Genomic DNA, 18099 nt, shown 5'->3' with positions numbered 1-18099 from the left:
CTTGATCAGGATCAAGTTTTTCATGGGTGCGTGCTGTCGCGATGCCGACATCGGCGATTGGCGCTGAAGCTGTGGCTGTGCGAAAAGCGACATTGTCGTGGGCGTCACAAGGCTTGGGGCGAGGACTGTTCGTTGTGACCGGCAGCGTCAGGCGAGAAGCGCCTGTACCTTGCCGAGCGCCGTCACGAAGGCATCGACTTCCGCCTTCGTGTTGTAGAGGCCGAACGAGGCACGGCAGGTGGCCGAGACGCCGAAGCGTTCGAGGAGCGGCATGGCGCAATGCGTCCCCGCCCGCACGGCCGACCCCGGACTGTTGATGAGGGTCGCGTAGTCGTGCGGGTGGCCCTCCTTCATCTCGAACGAGATGATGGCGCCCTTGTCGTCGGCATTGCCGATGATGCGCAAGGAATTGATCTCGCGGAGGCGCTCCTGCGCGTAGGCCATGAGCTCTGCTTCGTGTGCCCGGATGCGGGGCTTGCCGATGGAGTCGATATAGTCGAGCGCCGCGTGCAGGCCGATGGCCTGCACGATCGGCGGCGTGCCGGCCTCGAACTTGTGCGGCGGCTCGCCATAGGTGACCGTATCCTGGAACACTTCGCGGATCATCTCGCCGCCGCCGTTGAAGGGCGCCATCGCCGCGAGGTGCTCGTATTTGCCGTAGAGCGCACCGATGCCCGTGGGCCCATAAAGCTTGTGCCCGGTGATCACATAGAAATCGCAGTCGATATCCTGAACATCCACATCGAGATGGACTGAGCCTTGCGCACCGTCGACAAGCACCGGAATGCCGCGGGCATGCGCGATGCGGGTCACTTCCTTGACGGGAACCACCGACCCGAGGACGTTAGACATCTGTGTGATGGCGACCATCTTCGTGCGGTCGGTGAGGAGATTCTCAAACTCGTCGATGAGAAAATTGCCCTCATCATCGACCGGCGCCCATTTGATAACGGCGCCATAGTGCTCCCGCAGGAAGTGCCACGGAACGATGTTGGCATGATGCTCCATGATCGAGAGCACGATCTCGTCGCCCGGCATGATGCAGTCGCGGCCGAAGGTCGATGCGACGAGATTGATCGCTTCGGTGGCGCTGCGCGTGAAGACGATCTCCTCATTGCGAGGCGCGTTGAGAAACTTCGCCACCCGGCCGCGAGCGGCCTCGTAGGCTTCCGTCGCGACATTGGAGAGGTGATGCAGGCCGCGATGCACGTTGGCATATTCGGTGGTGTAGGCCGTGTTCAACCGGTCGAGAACCGCCGTCGGCTTCTGCGCGGAAGCCGCATTGTCGAAATAGATCAGCGGCTTTCCTTCGACCTCGAGGTCGAGAATCGGAAAGTCCTTTCGCACGCGCGCCACGTCATAGGCGCCATTCTGCACGGCCTCATGCATCTCACTCGTCTCCGGCTTGCAGCCACTCGGCCACGGCGTCCATCAGAAGCGTCTTCAGGCCCTCATGGGCGATGTTCTCGAGCGTCTCTCCGGCAAAGGCCTGGATCAGCAGGGACTCCGCGTCGTCCGCGGCGATCCCGCGGGCCATGAGATAGAAGCGCAGGTCCTCGTCGAGCGCGCCCGCCGTCGTGCCGTGACCGCACTGCACGTCGTCGGCGAAGATCTCGAGCTCCGGTTTCGAATCGAACTCGGCCGTCTCCGACAGAAGCAGTGCCTGGGCCATCATCTTGGCATCCGTCTTCTGCGCGTCCGGTGCGACGGAAATCTTGCCCTGGAAGATGCCGCGGCTCTCGTCGGCCAGAACGGACTTGAAGACCTCGCGGGCCACGCAGCCCGGTGCGATGTGATTGGCCACGAGCGTCGTATCGGCGTGCTGGTTTCCGCGCAGCAGGCTCGCGCCGCGGATGTCGGTCGAGGAGCCCTCGCCTTTCATCTCGAGGAAGAGCTGATTGCGTACGACGGCGCCACCGGTTGTCAGGGCGAAATGATTGAAGGTCGCGTGCGCGCCGAGTGAAGCCATGAGGCTTGCGAGGTGCAGCGAGGACCGCTCCTCCTGCAGACACTTCACGTGGTCAACGCGCGCCGCGTCGCCAATGACAAGCTCAAGCCCGATATTCGGCTGGTATTCGGCGTCGCCCAGGGCCTGGTGGCTCTCGATGAGTGTGAGCGCCGCGCCCTTCTCCACTACCACCAACGAGCGAACAAAGGCGGAGGCCGGCACCGATCCGGTCGCCACGAAAGCGAGATGGATGGGGCGTTCGACCGGGGTTCCCTCTTCGACGTGAATGACCACGCCATCGCCCATGAAGGCGGTGTTGAGTTCGACGGCGGCATCCTCGACAGGCGCGACGGTGCCGAGAGACTCGGCAACCAGCGGATCACCGTCGGCCAGCGCCTTCGCCATGGTGGAGATGCTCAGTCCCGCCTCGAGCCCATCGAGATCGGACAGTTCCGGGACCACCGTTCCATCCACAATGACGATGCGCCGGGCGCCGATGCCGGCGAAGATGGTCTCTACGTTCCAGGCGGCGGTCTTTGCTTCCGCCGATGGCGGCGCCGCGAGCGGCCTTGCCTCGCGCAGCAGCGCCTTGAGGTCGGTGTAACGCCAGGCCTCGACCCGGCGATGAGGCAACCCTTCGCTGCCGAAGCGCGCAAAGGCGTCTTCACGCTTTGCTCTGACGCCGGCGTCGCCCGGCAGTTTCGAGCCGACCGAGGCGAAGGCCTCGGCGAGGCCCAACTCGGCCACCGTCCTGTTCGCGGTCACGTTCTCGCCCATCGGACTACGCGGCCTCCTGCTGGTACTGGGCATAGCCCGAGGCCTCGAGTTCGAGGGCAAGCTCCTTACCGCCTGTCCGCACGATCTTGCCGGCCGACAGCACATGCACGATGTCGGGCACGATGTATTCGAGAAGGCGCTGATAGTGCGTGATGACCACGAAGCCTCTCTCCGGAGCGCGCAAGCGGTTCACGCCTTCGGACACGATCTTGAGGGCGTCGATATCGAGCCCCGAGTCGGTCTCGTCGAGGAGGCAGAGCTTCGGCTCGAGCAAAGCCATCTGCATGGTCTCGGCCCGCTTCTTCTCGCCGCCGGAGAAGCCCACATTCACGGGACGCTTGAGCATCTCCATGTTGATACCGAGTTGAGCGGCGACCTCCTTCACCTTGCGGATGACATCGGGAGAAGACAGTTCCGGTTCGCCGCGCGCCTTGCGCTGCGCGTTGAGCGCCGCCCGCAGGAATGTCATCGTCGCCACGCCGGGAATCTCCATCGGGTACTGGAACGCGAGGAACACGCCTGCGCACGCGCGCTCCGAGGGTTCCATGTCGAGCATGCTCTCCCCGTTGAGGAGAACGTCGCCTTCCGTGACCTCGTAACCGTCCCGGCCCGACAGGACATAGGAGAGCGTCGACTTGCCGGCGCCGTTGGGGCCCATGATCGCGTGCACCTCGCCCGGATTCACCACGAGATCGAGACCGTTCAGAATCTTCTTGCCGTCGATCTCCGCGTGGAGATTCTTGACTTCCAAAAGGGGTGTCATCGTGCGCGTCCTTTTCTCAGCGAATGTTTCATCTCAGCATCCATCGCGGCGCGGGAAGCCCCTAGCCGACGCTCCCTTCAAGACTGATTGAAATCAGCTTCTGCGCCTCGACCGCGAACTCCATCGGCAGTTGCTGGAGCACGTCGCGAACGAAGCCGTTGACGATCAGGGCAACGGCTTCCTCTTCGGAGAGGCCGCGTTGCAGGCAGTAGAACAGCTGGTCGTCGGAAATTTTCGAGGTCGTCGCTTCGTGCTCGAACATCGCGGACGAATTCTTCGCCTCGATATAGGGGACCGTGTGCGCCCCGCATTCGTTCCCGATGAGGAGCGAGTCGCAGCAGGTGAAGTTCCGCGCGCCCGTGGCCTTGCGGTGCGCCGAGACAAGCCCGCGATAGGTGTTCTGGGACCGGCCCGCCGAAATACCTTTCGAGATGATGCGGCTCGACGTGTTCTTGCCGAGATGGATCATCTTGGTGCCGCTATCGACCTGCTGGCGCCCGTTCGAGATGGCGATCGAGTAGAACTCGCCGCGGCTGTTCTCTCCACGCAGAACGCAGGATGGGTACTTCCAGGTGATGGCGGAACCGGTCTCGACCTGGGTCCAGGAAATCTTCGCGTTCTTGCCGCGACAGTCGCCGCGCTTGGTCACGAAGTTGTAGATGCCGCCCTTGCCGTCCGCGTCGCCCGGATACCAGTTTTGTACCGTCGAGTATTTGATTTCGGCATCGTCGAGCGCGACCAGTTCGACGACCGCCGCATGAAGCTGATTCTCGTCACGCATGGGCGCGGTGCAGCCTTCGAGGTAGCTCACATACGAGCCCTTGTCGGCGATGATCAAGGTCCGCTCGAACTGGCCGGTCTGGGCCTCGTTGATGCGGAAATAGGTGGACAGCTCCATGGGGCATCGAACGCCCTCGGGCACGTAAACGAACGAGCCGTCGGAGAACACCGCCGAGTTCAACGTCGCATAGAAATTGTCGGAGGTCGGCACGACCGTCCCGAGATATTTCCGCACCAGATCGGGGTGTTCGCGCAGCGCTTCGGAGATGGGGCAGAAAATTACGCCTGCTTTCGCCAGCTCTTCCTTGAACGTGGTGGCGACCGACACGCTGTCGAACACGGCATCGACGGCGACCTTGGTGCGCGGCTGGCCCGAGGCGCCCTCTGTCTCGTCGTCCTCGTCGATCACGACCCCGGCCAACATCTTCTGCTCTTTCAGCGGGATGCCCAGCTTCTCGTAGGTCGCAAGGATCTCCGGATCGACCTCATCGAGCGACTCCAGGGCCGGCTTCTTCTTCGGCTCTGAATAGTAGTAGAGGTCCTGAAAATCGATCGGCGGATAGTCCACGCGCGCCCAGGCCGGCTCCTGCATCGTCTTCCAGCGCTTGTATGCCTCAAGTCGCCATTCGAGCATCCATTCCGGTTCGTTCTTCTTCGCGGAGATGTAACGGATGACGTCTTCGGACAGGCCCTTCGGGGCCTTCTCGGATTCGATGTCGGTGACAAAACCGTACTTGTACTGATCGACGTCTATCTGACGAACTCGTTCTACGGTCTCTTGTACTGCCGCCATGATGGCCTCCGGTTAGGTCTGCTCGTATCGTTCCCGTGCGATGCGGCGCACCTCGGGATCGGGATCGTCGATGAGTTTCGATAGCGCTTTCGGCGTGCCGCGCTCAGCCACCGCGAAGCGCACACGCAAATCCTCGTCGTCCACCAGCGGGGTCAACTGCGCCGGCTCCAGCCTCTCGGCGACTGTTACGCGCACGAGCGAGTCCGCATCGCGCATCATGCCGGGCAGAAATTCCGGCTTGATGCGCCGGGCGACTTCGCGGCGTACCTGGGGGTCCTTGTCATTTATCGCGATGGGAAGAACGTCCGGGGTCACGCGCCGGGCGGCGACGACCCGGATCCAATAGTCCGGGTCGTGAAACATCGAGACGAGCGCCTCGCCTTCGACGCGCTGGGTCACGACCATCCGCACTTTGCGGTCCGGATCCTGTCGCAACTCAAGAACACGGTTGGCCGGCAACCGATGGGCGACCATTGCACGGACATCCGGTTCCGGGTCGTGCAGTAGCCGCGGCAGCAGAAAGATGCTGGCGTATTTGGCCGCGAGGACACGCGCTTCGAAATAGGGGTGGTCGAGGTAGTTGTCGGCCTCTTTCGGGTTCTGGGCAAAGAAGCGATCGATGCGGCGGGCGCGTCTGTCACGTACGCAGATGCGGCCCAAATCGCAGCGCTCTTCCGCACGGATCAGTTCGTGCGGGCAATCGCGGCAGGAGACGGGGTGGCCTTCCCAGTCGACCGGATCTGTTTCCGCCGTATTGCTGCTTGCCGAGACACGTCTGTGAGGTCCTAGGCCGGTATGCAGGTGTCTTCGACCGGGCACACCACAGCGCATTGCGGGGTGTCGTACTGACCTTCGCACTCGGTGCACAGATCAGGATTGATCACGTACATGTCGTTCTTCAGCGAGATCGCGGCGTTCGGGCATTCGAATTCGCAGGCGCTGCACACGGTGCATTGCGAGGCGACAATCTTGTAGGCCATGGCTCGTGGCTCCTTCCTTCCCTTCCAGCCCGGTCTAGCGACGCCAACCGTCGAAGCACCGGCTGCAGGACGAGTCCGGCTCGGAACGAGGGGATGGTCGCGGGCATGCAGGGACAGCACGACATCCAGCGACCATGGCTCGCACGCGAACCGGACATGAAGCGTCTTTCAAGCGCCATGCCAGTCGATAATAGGTTGAATTAGAACAGTTTTATTGTGGCGCTGAACGCGCGCTGCCTGTCAGACCCCAGACAATGTCGGAACCCCGACAGGCTCGGTCAGAAGCGTTTGATCTCGATGCCGTGCTTCTTCAGCGCGTAGCCGACCTGCCTTGGCGTGAGGCCAAGAAGGCGCGCGGCCTTGGCCTGGACCCAGCCGGAACGCTCCATCGCATCGACGTAGCGCTCGCGCTCGGACATCGGCTCGTCCGATCCAGACGGGCTCCGGCGGCAGCGAGGTGCCGGACGCAGAGTCTTCCGCGTAAGCCAGTTCACGGGCCGGTGCGGCGTAGACGGAGGCCGGCTGCACGGCCGCCGCGCGACCGGTAGCGGGATCTCCGGCCTGGCGCGGCCCGGATCGTCCTCCGAGGTCGCCCACAGCGTGGCGGACAGGCACTCGTTGTGACGGCAGGCGAAGTCGTCCGCCGAGATCCGTTCACCCTGTGTCAGGGTGGCCGTCCTGCGCACGCAGTTCTCGAGCTCGCGCACATTGCCCGGGAAGTAGCACGCCGTCAGAACGTCGAGAGCACCGGATCCGAAGGACAGGTCACGCTCGTTCTCCTTGTTGAACCGGGACAGGAATTCCTCCGCCAGAAGCGGGATGTCGGTCTTGCGCTGGCGCAGCGGCGGCAGCATCAAGGGAACCACGCTGATGCGGTAGTAGAGGTCGGCGCGGAATTCCTTGCGCACGACCGCCTCCTCGAGATTCTTGTTGGTGGCCGCGATGACCCGTACATTGACCTTCAGCGTCTGGTTGCCGCCGACGCGCTCGAACTCCTGCTCCTGCAAAACGCGGAGCAGCTTGGCCTGAAACGCCGGGGAGATCTCGCCGATTTCGTCGAGGAAGAGCGTGCCCTTGTCGGCGAGTTCGAAGCGGCCCTTGCGCGCGTTGATGGCGCCGGTAAAGGCCCCCTTCTCATGACCGAACAGCTCCGATTCCAAAACGGACTCGGGGAGCGCGGCACAGTTCATCTTGACGAAGGGCCCTTTGGCCCGTGGCGACGACTCGTGGATCGCTTTGGCGATGAGTTCCTTGCCGGTTCCCGATTCACCGCGCAGCAGAACAGTCGAATGGGACTTCGCGACGATCGCGACCTTGTCGAGCAGCGATCGGATCACCGCGCTGTCGCCCACGATGCCTTCGATTGGCACTTTCTTCGTCGATTTGCTCTTTGCCGGCTTGAGCTCCAGGAGTTCCTTCTGCAACCGATGGCTTTCGGCGATGAGACGCTCGCGGTCCCGGAAGATCACGCGCTGCAGCTGCACGGTCTGGCCGATGAGATTGGCGACCATCGTCAGGAATCGGACATCGGAATCCAGGTGATGGACTGCCGTGCTGTCCCAGGGACGATCGATCGTCAGCGTCCCGACCACACGCGTATCGACACGGATGGGAACGCCGATGAAGGAGACCTTCGTCCCATCGCCGGCCCCAAGCAGTTCAATATCGCGCCGAATGAAGAGCGGATTGGAGGCGATATTCTCGACCACGAGCGGGATCGACGTGGTGACGATCTGCCCGATCGCCCGCTCCGGTAGCCGGGCGCGATAGCGCTCATCCGACCCTTCGTTCCAGCCGGCGCCGACCGTGATGTTGGGAATATCGTCGTCAGACAGGAGCGAGATCACGCCGTGGCGCATCTGCATGAACGACGATAGGAGGCTGACGACATTGGAAAGTGTCGTCTCAAGCCGGGTTGGCTTGTTGAGGATTTTCGAGATTTCGTAAATTCCGATGAGTGCGATGTCACTCATCGAAGCCGTTTGAGGCTCAATGTTGACCGCGTGGCTCGTCATGGTGATTTCTCACTTCCGACGGAGGACTTGCACTCACCATCTCGGGGTCCCGTGCCGTCATCCCCGTCACTAGATGTTTGGAATTGATCTCATCTTGTGTCAGCAACGGCGGCTTGTCGTGCCTAACCTTCTGGCCGGTGGTGCTGAAGAATTGATCGCTTTGCTTAGCAACCCGGATCACCGTGGCCGCGACCACGCGCATCCGCTCGATTTGCACCCCAAGTCCTGACGTAGGTCATGAAATTGGGCGTAGTGAGCAGTCCGGAACGCCTATTGTTTGCGCAGGATATTTCGCAGATGCAGCAATTCGCCGCATGCAATGCGGTACCTGCACCTCATTCATGAGGCGGCGGCCCGAGACTCACGGCGATGTCCGCAGGACGTGCCGTATACGGCCAAGAGCTGACCAGCACGTCTGCTCCGGACTGCACATAATTTCCGGCGTTCTCAGGCGTGATACCGCCGGCGGCCGCAAGCACCGGCTTTGGTGTGATCGACGAGATGGCTTGCGCGAGCTCGGCCACCTCCTGGGGACTGAACTTCTCGGTCTGGATGACGTCGAAACCGGCCTTGGCCGCATCGATCCCCTCCGCGACGGACAGAACCTCGATGATGCATTTCTTCTCGGGCGCGACGGACTTCAGCCGTTGCGCGAGAGACGCGAGGTCGCTGTTCGGCAGGAACGCGCGATGTTCGGGAAAGACAAGCAGCGTCTCGGACAGACCCAGCCGGTGCATCACGGCCCCGCCGGCGCGGACGGCCGCGGCCGCCATGGCTTTCGTGCCCGGCACGTTCTTGCGCGTGCAGGCGACGACGGCGTCGGCGCGAACGGCTTGAGCCGCATCGGTCAAGGCACGCGCGGCCGTGGCGACACCGGACCAAATCTCAAGGAAAGTCTGGCTGACCTTCCAGCCCCTGTGCAGGGCGGACGCAGGCCCCTCCCCTTCGAGGAGCGTGGCGCCGGACGCCAAGCGGTCGCCCGAACGCGCATGCGTCGTCACAGAAACGCCCGCGAGAGACAGCAAAGCCGCCGCATCTTCGAGCCCGGCAACCGTCATCGCTTGCCGCGCGGCAAAACGGATCGAGCCGTTGCCGCCGCCAATGCCGAGGCTTTCCGTCGTGAGATCTCCGTAAGGCGCATCGTCCGAGAGCAACGCCCAATGGTCCTCGGGTGCCAGGATTGGAGGCGGCGGAAAATCGGTCATGAGCAATATTTATCAGCGCCCATGATGCTGCGCATCGTGCGGGTTTCCGGGATCGTTCCGCATCCAGTTGGCGAGCTTCGCCAGGGCGCCGTACAACTCTTCACGCAAGGCGGGTTCCGCGACGGTTGCCTCGAGCGCCTGGCGCATACATAAGAGCCAGGCGTCGCGCTCCACCTCCCCAATGCGAAAACGGATATGGCGGCTGCGAAGCCGCGGGTGCCCCCGTTCCGCCGAGTAGAGCTTCGGCCCGCCCATCCATTCGCCGAAATAGCGCCGCAGGACCTCCTTGGTCTCCGAAAGATCCGGCGCATGCATCGCGCGAATGCCCCGCGCTTCGGGAAGCGTATCCATGCGCCCGTAAAAGGTCTCGACGAGCCGGTGCACGCCGTCCGCTCCGCCGATCCGTGCAAACAGTGTGTCGGGAGCCGGCTTGGGCGCCTCTTGCTCGAACTGGGCCGAGCTTGCCTGGCATTGATGCGTCGATTGCCCAGCTCCATCTGTTGACTGTCCAGCTCGATGTGACGATTGCCCCGCTCTATGACGTCTTTGGTGCCTCACTCGATATCGTCCCTTTTGGTTCACTCGCTCATATCCGGGATGAGAAGAACTTCGTCGGGCATCCCGCCGGTTCCCTCAAGCCGCTCGATCCCACCGACCTTCGCCAGTCCGCCGTCTTCTTCGACAAGTACGACGGCGGTCTTGGGCATGTCCTTCAGCGCCTTCAGCAACTGCTCGACGGTCATGGCCTATCCCTCCCCGGCGCTTGCCAGGGAGGCGCCATCGCAACGCAAGATGCGTGTGTCCTCATCCAACATTGTGACTTCCGCCTGCAGCAAGGTGCCGTCCACGTCATACTCATAGCGGTGCGTCAGTTCGATCTCGCCATAGACGAGTTTCTGGCATTCCAGCAACCGCCCCGACGCATCGAACCGCGCGCGTATGAACGTGTTCCGGTTCGACAACGCCTCCGGCTCGATCGGCGTGACAAGACGCAAGGGCAAGCGGACACCGCTATACGTGGCGAAGTAGTGCCAGTCGCCGTCTTGAGACGCTTCCAACGATATCCGTCCCCGTACTCCGTTCGCGCCCGTGGCCCGGGTCCGTGTCGGAAACCCGACACGCGTCCGCCCGGCGCCGCGGCATGCGCGCCGAATTCCAAGACCTTGCAGACAACAGCATATGCGCGCGCGCGCATTGACCGCTGTCAATCCGCATCGATGCAAGTTCCCTGCCTAGGGAACACGCCAGGGGTGGTTTGAGAAAAATTGGAACCGCGTCCCCGCTAGGCCGGCGTGCGGCACGATCAGTCGATCACGCGGAAGCGGACGCCCTCGGAGCTCACATATTGTTTGGGACCTGCGCGCATGAAGCTGACGCAGCTCGTACCTTTGGCAGGCCCGCTCGGGAAGGTCGAGCAGATCTTGTTTCCTTTGGCACGCCAAGTGCCATCCACAGACCCGATCAAGGCCTTGGCGGAAACAACACCGCCGGGTCGATAACGCATGGTGACGCTCATCCCGAACTGCCGGGTCACGATGGTCCTGTTGAGCATCTCGTCGAGAACTTCCCGCGCCGTGAGCGTCTTCGCGTGGACCGGCATGGGGGCGAGTGCAACGCATAGGATGGTCAGGCAATAGGCACGCAACATGGTTTGCTCTGCACGATCAGAGTGGAACAGGGGGCTTGCAAGATACGGAACCGGGAGCCGTCCGGATCACCGCAGCGGCCGGGTTCGGAAGGCGGCGATACATCTGTCCAGGCTAGCGCGTTCTGGACGTGACGCGTGCGAAGCACCCACTGGCGACCAGCCCGAGCAGCGCAAAGCCCGTGACGACCCAGAAAACATGCTGATGTCCGGCCGCGCCCGGCGACTGATCGAGCAGGTAGCCCATGAGCGGTCCCATGAAGACATCGGGCGTGTAGCCAATCACGGACACGAGGCCGACAGCCGCGCCCGTATAGGCGCGCGGAATTTTTCCCTCGCGCATGATCGCGAAATAGAGCCCGCGCAAGGCGAAGATGCCGAGGCTGCTGCAAACGACCGTGAGAAGGAAGATCCAGACCATCCCGGACCCGATCAGCCCGCTTGCCAAAATGAGGCTACCGAATGCCAGCAGCATGAAAGAAGTCACCGTCATGGTGGAGGCGCCGATCCGGTCTGCCAGAAGCCCTGCCCCGACGGCAGCGAACGGGCGTATCCACAGCGAAAATACGCCCGCGCGCGCGGCGTCCACCTCGTCGAGCCCAACGACTTGGTTCGCGTAAAGCGAAAAGTCGTCGATCGCTTTGAAGCCGACATAGGCGCACAGGATGATCGCGGCCTGCAGCCAGACCGTCGGCATGGCCGCCACGCGCGCCACGCCCTTCAGAGACAGAGGCTGTTCCGCAGCGGTCTCCGATGGGTCCCTATGGGGAAGCGACAGGATGACCAGAACTGCGGCCGCGAACGTCGTGCCCGACAGAACCAGGATGATCCGGTGCAAGGCTTCGGTCTTTTCCGCAAGGGTCGCCGCCTCACTGTCGGCGGGCAGCAGTCCTGCGAAGAGCAGCACCATGACGGAGCCCACCGATGCCGCCAGTAGCCCGCGGCCACCGTCGAGAAAGCCAAAGGCGCGGCCCTGCTCGTCCTCGCCGCCCCATTGGCGCGTCGCGCGGATCAACGGCGCCCAGAACAACGCGACGGTCGTGACTCCCCAATAGGCGTAGAGCATCACCAGCGTGGAGAATGACGGCACCGCCATCATCACGAGACCGCCCGCGGCTGTGGACACCAAGGCGATGGCCAACAGAACGCGCGCGGGGAACTTGTCCGCGAGCGGGCCGCCAAAGAAATACGCAGCCATGGCGACGACGCCGTAGACGGAATAGGCCGTACCCAGTTCGAGGTTGGTCAGGTCGAAAACTTCGAGGAGCGTCGGCCGGAAGACACGCGCGAACACAAAGGGCAGGAGAAAGACGGATTCGCCGGCGATGACCAGCGCCGCGATCGACAAGGCCCGCCGCGCGCTGCTCATCTCCATTGCCGGCGGTCCTGCATCACGTGTCGATCACTCCGATTGGCCAACGTGCCGTGTTCGTCTTGGCTCCGCGCCACAAGCATACTCGCTTTGGACTTTAGCGAGAGGGCTTCGCGCTCGCCGACGCGAGACGCAGCTTCCAGTCTTCGAGAATCGTCCCGTCGAGATTCAAGTGGCTGGCGATATAGTAGAGCCGCTGCGTCGCAGGCATATGCGGCGCCGCCTCGAAACGCTGGCGCAGCCAGTAGGGCGGAATGGACTGGTAGTAGAGCGTTGCGCGAACGCTCACGTTGTCGGGGTCCGTTCCCTCGGGCAGTGAAATCTCGTAGCTCACACGGTCCCGCCCCTTGCCGTCGGTATAGTCCGGATCGCGTATGGCGTCCTGGCCGGGATGCGTGGCTTCCATGTAGTATTTGAGTTCGCCGTAGCGATCGGGGAACGGCCCGCGCAACTGCCATCCCAGCGGCAAGAGCCGGTTGTCCTTCACGTGCTCGTGGCGGCGAATGAAGCTGGTCGTGAAGTCGCCCTTCGTGTCCTGAATCAGTTCCTCGTAGACCTGCACCTGGTCTTGCCGCGTAATCACTTCGTGATGCGGCTGATACTGTTCCTTCCCTTCCGCATCGCGCTCAAAGAACTCCGTCGGCAGGACGTTGCCGTCGCCGTCGACAAGCGCACCCACGGTGTTGGTCTTGCCGGAACTCCACAGCGTACGCTCCCCGTCCGCGGCCTCTTCGACGACCAGCAGTTCCAGGAACGCGCGCCGAAAACCGACCCCGCTCGGGAATCTGTGACCGGCCTTGTTGGTGACATCCACATCGACGGTGAGACGATTGCCGTCACCGAACGCGGCTTGAATGTCGAGATCGACCGTGTTGTCGCGCGCCTGCTGGACGTAGCCTTCCAGAGCGTGCGAAAGCCCCTTGGCGCCCGTCATGAAATCGTCCTTGCGCACGCCGAGCGTGTCGTTGAACTGTTCGAACATCATCAACAGCGTCGCATTCAGTCCACGAAACTTGTGACGGCTGATGCCTTCCTCGCGATAGCGGACGTTGATGCCGTCGGCCTCGACCAGATGATCTGCCTCCGGATGGGTATGGTCCTGAACGGCGGCGATGCGGCCTTGCAGGCGGTCCACATGGATCTTGCCGTCGGCGCTCGTGAAGCCTTCCGGCATGTGACAGCCCTGACAGCTTTGCGCATGCCCCGGCGTCTTGTTGAAGGCCGGATACTCGTCTTGATAGGCGCTATTGAGCCATTCGAGATAGGTCGCTGTTCGATCGTGTGTTTGAACGGCCGGAACAGGGAACTGTTCGGCAGGTCGTCGAGCATGGTGCGCTGATCGGACGGAACCGGCTGATCCACATTGGGTAGATTGACGACGTGGCACGACCCGCACAGGCGCGAACTCTTGATGAAGGGATCGTGCTTCGGCGTCAGGCCAAGCGCATTCTTCATAGGCTCCGCGGCGATATCATCGTCTTCAAAAGGACCATAGATTTCGCCAAGTTCGCCCCTCGCAGGCGGCCTGTCGTGACCTCCGTCAGATAGGCCCGCAACTTGCCGATATCGGCCGAAGCGAACTTCTCCGACCGGGCGCTATGGCACAGCGCGCAGCTCACGCCGTCGCGGCCGAGCGCACCGTACTTGTAATAGGGGTCGCCGCGATCCTCGTCCGTGAGAAACAGATAATCCCGCTTGAACAAGGGATCCAAGTTCAACGTCTCGGCGTCGCGGCTCAACTGCCGCTGGCCCATGGGCGCATGACAGCTGAAGCATAGATTCTCCAGATGCCGCACATAGGTGGTCTTCTGGTCCGGGTCCGACGTGAACTGCGTGCCGAGAAGGGCGATCTCCGTGTCGAGTTGCGCATGAAAGATCGGATCGCGCCCGGCGAGTCCCATGGGCGACCATCGCCATTCGCCGTAGTGGGAGAGATTGTAGCCGTCGCCGTATTTGGGGCTCAGCGCGATGAACAGGTTGGGACCCGACAGGCCCTGGCTGTTGAGACCGCCGTGACAACTCATGCACTGATCGGAGGTGACGAAGCCCGGCGTGCCCTCCCCCGGCGCGACCACGCGATCTCCCGTCTCTCCGGGCAGGAGTTGCAGCGGTGCATCTTTCGGAAAGCGCCCTGGCGAGAACAGGGCGATGAAGTCGGGATTGGGCGCTCCGAGACGCGGAGGCGCTTTGCCGAACTCGGCAAGTCCCTGCCCCGCCATCCTGTGAGAGCCCCTTTGGGTGTTCTTCGGCTCATGGACATGATTTGCCCTCATCGCTCCCTCGCGCCATGAATCGTCGACGCGATAGCGGATCGGTTCGCCCGGAAAGCCCTTGATGTTGCGCGTGGTCGAGAATGTCGACTGGTGCTTGGCCGATGCGTGACAGCGAACGCAGTATTGGCCAAAGCCCGCATCGGGGTAGTTCAAGTGCACCAAGGGCTCATTGTCGGCCTGGTCCCCCGATCGGCTGAACTCGGCCCAGTACCAGCCGTCCTTGCGCCCGCAGCGTCCCGCACCATGACGGTCCAGTTGGAGAGCTTCGCCGCGACCTCGTCTTCGCTCAGCCCTTCGTAACGGGCGGCGGGTGGCGGAAACATCTCTTTGACGATGATCGCGCCATCCGGCATCGGCGCTTCCCGGTCGCCGGTGATCCAGGCCATGGCTCGGGCGAGTAGTAGACCCGGACTGCGGGATGGGTGCCGTAGTACACGCCGTCGATGAAAGGTCCCGTGTCGCGGACGAGATTCCCCGCTGTCTCTTTGTCAACGCACCAGCCGAGATCCACATAGCGCCGGTCGTCCAGGAAGGCTCTCAGCCGGGACTCGTAGTCGTCCGGCGCAAGACTGGTCGGCAGGGGCAGACCCGAAGGCTCCGCATGGGCGCAATAGCCGGGGATTTCTCCAGGCTGCGCGTCCGCCGCCTGCGCCGTGCCGCCTGCAACCGTCACAAGACCGGCCAGAAGCAGCGCGCGCACGCCGAGCAGCATGGGGTTCCGCGAATCCCGGTCCCCTGCTGAGCCCCCGCTAAGCATAAAATGTGTGGCACCCGTTCTTCGGCTCATACGAGTCCTATCCCTCGCATCGCACGACAGGATTCTGCCATGCGTGCCAGGACCGTCAGCTCACCTCGCCCAGCCCGATCATCCGGTACGAGCGACCACAGTCAAGCATTGACGCCCCTGTTTTCATTCCCAACCATATTGTAGCCTGCCGACGGGACGCATCATCTGGCGTGAGGCGCATGGCAACCGCAAAGAAGAAGGCTACTCCGACTGCCCGCAAGCGCGCGGCAAAGCCGAGACGCCGCGCTACGCCGGCGGCTGCCGCAACGGCGCCGGCACCTGCCGCGCCGGCGCGACGCTGGTATGAGCACCCGCTCCTCAGCCCTGTCGTGTGGACCGTCATCGGCGGAGCGCTCACCCTGATTTGGGCGTTCGGCGAGGGGCTTTACAAGGAATACAGGGACGAGGTCATGTGGGCCCCGGAACCGTTCCTGGGCGACCGCGTGGGCATTTTGCTGGCGCGCCTGGAGAACGATCCGGGCAACGAATATGCTTTTCGCGTCCGCAGCGCTTTGGAACACCAGTTCCCGATCAACGCGGATGGCAGCGCCAGCGTCGAAGTCAATCTCTATCCGAAAAGGCTGGAACTGCCCGAGCATGGCCGCCTGTCGGAGAACATCGTCCAGGCCAATGCCGAGGGTCGAGAATGGCTCAAGGAACAGAAGGCTGATCTCCTGATCTGGGGGCGGGCCCTGCCGACGGCAAAGATGCTCGAACTGCGCATCCTTACCCGCGAACCGCAGGTCCAATCCGGAACCGCGCAACCCGAGCTGTACCCGATCAAGATCCCGAGCGAATTTTCCGAGCAGATCGGCACCGCCCTGGCCGGCATGGTCGCGGGCGCCGGAGCGAGCGCCTGGAGTCAGCGTGGCGGCTATCTATCGCCGGCCCGCGCGCAAGACCTTTATGGCCGCATGGCGCGGCTCAAGACGCTGCAGAGCGAGCTTCCGGATTCGCTCGACGAGGAGACGCGCACCGAACTCAACAACAACATCAAAATGGCCCGCGCGCAGATCGGCGGCGCGCTACTGGCTGACGGAAACAGTTCCCTGGCCATGCAGGTCCTGAGCGACCTCTTCCCGAACCAGGATTCAGAGAAGGACAACAGTCTTCTCACGACGCAGCCCTTCCTCGCCGCCGAGATTATCGCCGATGTCGTCTCACAATTCTCGGCGGTCGTTGACCAGATGAGTCCCGACGACGCAGTCACGATCATGTCCCTGGTCGACCAGACATCGCAGACCTTCGACGAGGGCTACGCAGACGGCACGTTCGGAAAGGTCGAGTACGCTTATCTCACCGGACTACTGGCGAAACTGGCTGGAGACATCGAGACATTCGTCGGCCAGAATGACGAGGCCGAGAAGAGCTACGCCCGCGCCGCCGAGAAGTTCGAGACCGTTCTCGGTGAGCTGCCGCCGACCCATGATGCGCTGTCGCGTGCGCGCGTCCAAAGTTACTTGGGGGAAGCGGAGCTGTCTCTTGCGCGGCTGTCCCCGCGCAAAGAGGCCGAACGGCTGTTGGACGCCAGCATCGCGAATTTCTCCGAAGCCCTCGACGCGGTATCGCCCGAGGCGGCGCCGCGCGACGCCGTGCGGTTCGGGACCCTGATGGCCACCGCGGAACTCGCGCGTGCCGAATGGACGTAGATGCAGCCGCACTGAAGCGCAGCATCAAGCACATGCAGGCCGTTCTTCCCGTACTCGAAACGCACGAGCGCGACGACGAAGCGGACGGTACTTCCATTCAACTAGCGGGGCTCTTGTTCTCGGATGCCGTTTTCGCCTCCGGCGTCTCAGGGGCGGAGAAGAGCCTCGCGCTGGTATCCGATCTGAGCGCGTCGCGCCAGGACAGACCTGCGCCCGCAGAGGCCTGCGCGTCGATGACCGCCGAGGACCGGGCGGGCTGCATGCGTTTTCAAGAAGGCCTGGCTCTACAGGAACAGGCCGCGCTGCAGCGCGGCGCCTGCATGGGTCACTTGGCGGCCGGCTATCGTTTCGACCCCAAGGGCGACCGGCTGTCGCCGACTGCCATGGAGCACTTGAAACAGAGCTTCGAGGCCTGCGAGGCCGCGGCCGCCGCCATGCTTGAACTCGGGAACGTGGCGGGCTTTGCCGAGGCCAAGCTGTACCTTGCCAACGGCAAGCGCGTTGCCGGCGAGCGCAACAAGAACGCGAGCCAACTCAGGGAAGCCATTGCCGCTGCCGAGGCGGCGCAGGACAAGCTTGCTGCGATCGACCTCCCCGACCTGGCGGCGCAAACCTCGCTGGCGAAGGCGGGCGCCTTAAGCGAGCTGGGCGCTATCGAAGGGAAGCCGGACCTTCTGCGCGAGGCCAAGCAGTTGCAGCTCTCCACCCTTCCCGTCTATACCGGCAAGGAGTTCGCCGTGCAGCGGACCTATGCGGAGGTGCAGCTTGCCCAGACGCTGACGGATCTCGCGGCGCTCGAGCAAACGGACGAAGAACTCGACGAGGCGGCCGATCTGCTCGCCAATGCGCAAAAGCGCTATGCCGACGGTGGCGCCACGCTGGCCGCTGCCGATGCTGCCCGCGAACTCAAGAAGACCGAAGAGGTCCGTGCCAAGCTGGCCACGAACTAGCGCGCCGAACGACGACCAACGTCCAGACACCAGCGTCACGCGGCTCCAGCCACTTCATATAGGGGATCCACCCTATCGCGCCCGCTCCAGCCTCGCTCTAGCCTGTTCTCAACCGGGCCTGTGATCCGTTTACGGACAGCGCTCTAAGCCCGTCCAGGAATG

General features: G+C 63.0%; 18 protein-coding genes. 2 read left to right on the top strand and 16 right to left on the bottom strand.

The features are described 5' to 3' along the window. Positions 1 to 147: 147 nt before the first annotated feature. The 16 genes from AUC70_RS08000 to AUC70_RS07925 form a co-directional block, all read right to left on the bottom strand. Positions 148 to 1389, bottom strand: a complete 1242-nt coding sequence (locus AUC70_RS08000; protein ID WP_069444356.1) for a cysteine desulfurase — start codon at positions 1387 to 1389, stop codon at positions 148 to 150. Position 1390: 1 nt separating this feature from the next. Continuing rightward, complete coding sequence (gene sufD / locus AUC70_RS07995; protein WP_342022005.1) at positions 1391 to 2713, bottom strand: Fe-S cluster assembly protein SufD; 1323 nt, start codon at positions 2711 to 2713, stop codon at positions 1391 to 1393. 16 nt (positions 2714 to 2729) lie between these two features. Then, on the bottom strand, positions 2730 to 3488 hold the full coding sequence (sufC, locus tag AUC70_RS07990) for a Fe-S cluster assembly ATPase SufC (protein ID WP_069444354.1): 759 nt from the start codon (positions 3486 to 3488) through the stop codon (positions 2730 to 2732). Between the two features lie 61 nt (positions 3489 to 3549). Beyond that, positions 3550 to 5061: a Fe-S cluster assembly protein SufB gene (gene sufB, locus AUC70_RS07985; RefSeq protein ID WP_069444353.1), complete on the bottom strand. Its 1512-nt coding sequence runs from the start codon at positions 5059 to 5061 to the stop codon at positions 3550 to 3552. 12 nt (positions 5062 to 5073) lie between these two features. Continuing rightward, positions 5074 to 5862, bottom strand: a complete 789-nt coding sequence (locus tag AUC70_RS07980; RefSeq protein WP_069444627.1) for a 4Fe4S-binding leucine-rich repeat protein — start codon at positions 5860 to 5862, stop codon at positions 5074 to 5076. After that, a complete protein-coding gene (locus AUC70_RS07975) occupies positions 5847 to 6041 on the bottom strand; it encodes a 4Fe-4S binding protein (protein ID WP_069444352.1) in 195 nt (64 codons plus the stop codon). The genes AUC70_RS07980 and AUC70_RS07975 overlap by 16 nt, the downstream gene beginning before the upstream one ends. Before the next feature lie 278 nt (positions 6042 to 6319). After that, the gene (nifA, locus tag AUC70_RS07970) at positions 6320 to 8014 is read right to left on the bottom strand and encodes a nif-specific transcriptional activator NifA (protein ID WP_342022004.1); all 1695 of its coding nucleotides are present in this window, start codon (positions 8012 to 8014) and stop codon (positions 6320 to 6322) included. Between the two features lie 377 nt (positions 8015 to 8391). Beyond that, positions 8392 to 9261 (bottom strand): ModD protein, encoded by an 870-nt coding sequence (modD, locus tag AUC70_RS07960; RefSeq protein ID WP_069444349.1) that lies wholly within the window; start codon positions 9259 to 9261, stop codon positions 8392 to 8394. Positions 9262 to 9273: 12 nt separating this feature from the next. Then, on the bottom strand, positions 9274 to 9675 hold the full coding sequence (locus AUC70_RS07955; RefSeq protein WP_069444626.1) for a group II truncated hemoglobin: 402 nt from the start codon (positions 9673 to 9675) through the stop codon (positions 9274 to 9276). Positions 9676 to 9839: 164 nt separating this feature from the next. Then, positions 9840 to 10004, bottom strand: coding sequence for a hypothetical protein (locus AUC70_RS17380; protein ID WP_193427315.1), 165 nt, complete (start codon positions 10002 to 10004; stop codon positions 9840 to 9842). A gap of 3 nt (positions 10005 to 10007) precedes the next feature. Then, positions 10008 to 10319, bottom strand: a complete 312-nt coding sequence (locus tag AUC70_RS07950; RefSeq protein ID WP_069444348.1) for a DUF6156 family protein — start codon at positions 10317 to 10319, stop codon at positions 10008 to 10010. Positions 10320 to 10564: 245 nt separating this feature from the next. Then, the gene (locus AUC70_RS07945; RefSeq protein ID WP_141702025.1) at positions 10565 to 10909 is read right to left on the bottom strand and encodes a hypothetical protein; all 345 of its coding nucleotides are present in this window, start codon (positions 10907 to 10909) and stop codon (positions 10565 to 10567) included. Between the two features lie 112 nt (positions 10910 to 11021). Next, complete coding sequence (locus tag AUC70_RS07940) at positions 11022 to 12281, bottom strand: MFS transporter (protein WP_069444346.1); 1260 nt, start codon at positions 12279 to 12281, stop codon at positions 11022 to 11024. Between the two features lie 94 nt (positions 12282 to 12375). Then, positions 12376 to 13452 carry a hypothetical protein gene (locus AUC70_RS07935; RefSeq protein ID WP_069444345.1) on the bottom strand — a complete coding sequence of 359 codons (1077 nt, stop codon included), beginning with the start codon at positions 13450 to 13452 and terminating at the stop codon, positions 12376 to 12378. Between the two features lie 277 nt (positions 13453 to 13729). Then, positions 13730 to 14710, bottom strand: coding sequence for a hypothetical protein (locus AUC70_RS07930; RefSeq protein ID WP_141702024.1), 981 nt, complete (start codon positions 14708 to 14710; stop codon positions 13730 to 13732). A 127-nt stretch (positions 14711 to 14837) separates the two neighbouring features. Continuing rightward, entirely contained in the window at positions 14838 to 15263 is a 426-nt protein-coding gene (locus AUC70_RS07925) for a hypothetical protein (RefSeq protein ID WP_069444343.1), read from the bottom strand. 254 nt (positions 15264 to 15517) lie between these two features. Here AUC70_RS07925 and AUC70_RS07920 point away from each other — a divergent pair, with 254 nt between their 5' ends. Both AUC70_RS07920 and AUC70_RS07915 read left to right on the top strand, forming a co-directional pair. Continuing rightward, the gene (locus AUC70_RS07920) at positions 15518 to 16987 is read left to right on the top strand and encodes a hypothetical protein (protein WP_141702023.1); all 1470 of its coding nucleotides are present in this window, start codon (positions 15518 to 15520) and stop codon (positions 16985 to 16987) included. Further along, positions 16978 to 17937 (top strand): hypothetical protein, encoded by a 960-nt coding sequence (locus AUC70_RS07915; protein ID WP_069444341.1) that lies wholly within the window; start codon positions 16978 to 16980, stop codon positions 17935 to 17937. Before AUC70_RS07920 ends, AUC70_RS07915 begins: the two co-directional genes overlap by 10 nt. Positions 17938 to 18099: the final 162 nt, after the last annotated feature.

It is taken from the genome of Methyloceanibacter stevinii (assembly GCF_001723355.1).
In the GTDB taxonomy this organism is placed as follows: Bacteria; Pseudomonadota; Alphaproteobacteria; order Rhizobiales; family Methyloligellaceae; genus Methyloceanibacter; species Methyloceanibacter stevinii.
The sequence above is the reverse complement of the archived record's forward strand: the minus strand, read 5'-3'. Positions and strand labels throughout refer to the sequence as shown.

What these genes read in the sequence shown, in the direction of transcription:
- sufC (WP_069444354.1), bottom strand. Translation starts at nt 3,488, where the DNA reads ATGACACCCCTTTTGGAAGTCAAGAATCTCCACGCGGAGATCGACGGC.
- AUC70_RS07920 (WP_141702023.1), top strand. Translation starts at nt 15,518, where the DNA reads ATGGCAACCGCAAAGAAGAAGGCTACTCCGACTGCCCGCAAGCGCGCG.
- AUC70_RS07915 (WP_069444341.1), top strand. Translation starts at nt 16,978, where the DNA reads ATGGACGTAGATGCAGCCGCACTGAAGCGCAGCATCAAGCACATGCAG.
- AUC70_RS07945 (WP_141702025.1), bottom strand. Translation starts at nt 10,909, where the DNA reads ATGTTGCGTGCCTATTGCCTGACCATCCTATGCGTTGCACTCGCCCCC.
- AUC70_RS07925 (WP_069444343.1), bottom strand. Translation starts at nt 15,263, where the DNA reads ATGCTGCTCGGCGTGCGCGCGCTGCTTCTGGCCGGTCTTGTGACGGTT.
- nifA (WP_342022004.1), bottom strand. Translation starts at nt 8,014, where the DNA reads ATGAGTGACATCGCACTCATCGGAATTTACGAAATCTCGAAAATCCTC.
- AUC70_RS07935 (WP_069444345.1), bottom strand. Translation starts at nt 13,452, where the DNA reads ATGCCGGAAGGCTTCACGAGCGCCGACGGCAAGATCCATGTGGACCGC.
- AUC70_RS07975 (WP_069444352.1), bottom strand. Translation starts at nt 6,041, where the DNA reads ATGGCCTACAAGATTGTCGCCTCGCAATGCACCGTGTGCAGCGCCTGC.
- sufB (WP_069444353.1), bottom strand. Translation starts at nt 5,061, where the DNA reads ATGGCGGCAGTACAAGAGACCGTAGAACGAGTTCGTCAGATAGACGTC.
- AUC70_RS17380 (WP_193427315.1), bottom strand. Translation starts at nt 10,004, where the DNA reads ATGACCGTCGAGCAGTTGCTGAAGGCGCTGAAGGACATGCCCAAGACC.
- modD (WP_069444349.1), bottom strand. Translation starts at nt 9,261, where the DNA reads ATGACCGATTTTCCGCCGCCTCCAATCCTGGCACCCGAGGACCATTGG.
- AUC70_RS08000 (WP_069444356.1), bottom strand. Translation starts at nt 1,389, where the DNA reads ATGCATGAGGCCGTGCAGAATGGCGCCTATGACGTGGCGCGCGTGCGA.
- AUC70_RS07940 (WP_069444346.1), bottom strand. Translation starts at nt 12,281, where the DNA reads ATGGAGATGAGCAGCGCGCGGCGGGCCTTGTCGATCGCGGCGCTGGTC.